Genomic DNA, 1,347 nt, shown 5'->3' with positions numbered 1-1,347 from the left:
CCGCGAAAGGCGCTGCTCTGGGCGTCTTCTCAAACGACGCGCGCATTGTGGACCCAAGAGGGATGAGCTGGAACCCAGCTGGGACCCTCCTTTACCTGGATAGCGGCGACGACCGCATACTCGCAGTGGATCGCCGTGGCGAGGTCAGACTCGATAGTGGCAAGATCCCAGGTCTAAATCCAGGAGGCGGAGTGTTCGGACCCGACGGCCGCTACAGAAGTGGCAAGTTCGTCCGCGTCTTTGATCCGCCAGCTGACGTTCCCTTTCAACGGCCGCGAGGCCTGCGATTTGGTCCGCATGGGAAACTCTATTGCACGGCGCGAGACACAGTGGTGATCTTTGATTACGCGTCGGGCCAGTTTGCGGCGGTCGCCGTGCACCGTCCCGGCTTGAATGGCCAGGCCGTCACTCTTTCGTCGTAGTAGCCCCCCTTAGACTCGAGGCCCTCCCGCGTGGGGGAAGGAAACATACGAAGGTGTGTGCCAGCCCCCTTCTTCCGCGCACTATGATGATGTAGCCAGCGTCCGCGTGCGCCGACGATCCGCCGCGAACTTACTATGGGGCATGAGGCAAATGCGCTGAGAATCGGAGGTCCTCTGCCATGAAGAGAGTTCTTAGCAGCTCTTATTTCCTTAGCCTGGCCGCCCTGGCCGGGCTCGTAACAATACGCGGGCCCAACCGGCGACCGACACGATTAGTCCGGAGATTCCGCTCTGTCCGCGCACGGGTGGGCTTCCGGCAGAGCCTGGCTCGCCAGCAACCGGGACGACTACGACATCGCTCGGCCCATGGACCGGAACGATTGCAGCGATGCGCTCGTCCACAATCCTGCGCGGCTTGTCAATACCGGAGCCTAATGAGCAGTCTCATCGGATGAGCATATCCGCTACAGATCAAGGCCGCGGTTGGAGAAGCGGATACTGCCGTCTGTGGTCCTCCCTACCCACTAAATCGGCGCAACAGCTTAAGTCACGCGAATATCATGATCGAGCTCATCGTCACGCGTCGCTCCGCTGACTGAGTGGAGTTGAAAATCTCATGCGCCGGCGCGCACAATGACCGACTCCTGCGTTTCCTTCAGGCGAAAACGAGCCTCGAATACCTGCTGCCGGCGCAAACAGTAGCGAGCAGCCTGCACTATGTCGACGCTGGTACCGCCCATTTATCCTGGCGGGTCCAATGGCATCGACTCGCGGACCACATCGCTCTAATACGCACCACTTTTCCCGTGGTCGAGCTCAACTATGCTCTAAGAGCCCGTTTGAAAATTCGCCGTAGATGTGATCTAACGTTCGGATGTGGAAAGAAGAACATCGAGAGCGGCAGGCAAGCATGGCGGCCAAGACA

Annotated in this window: 1 protein-coding gene; it reads left to right on the top strand. The window is 59.5% G+C overall.

Features of this window, described 5'->3' with window-relative positions; translation table 11 throughout:
* A partial coding sequence (locus tag RM96_RS40420; protein WP_238587492.1) for a hypothetical protein occupies positions 1 to 422 on the top strand: 422 nt, incomplete at its 5' end.
* Positions 423 to 1,347 lie beyond the last annotated feature (925 nt).

Origin of the sequence: Cupriavidus sp. IDO (genome assembly GCF_000812465.1) — a bacterium.
Taxonomy (GTDB): Bacteria; Pseudomonadota; Gammaproteobacteria; order Burkholderiales; family Burkholderiaceae; genus Cupriavidus.
The sequence above is the reverse complement of the archived record's forward strand: the minus strand, read 5'-3'. Positions and strand labels throughout refer to the sequence as shown.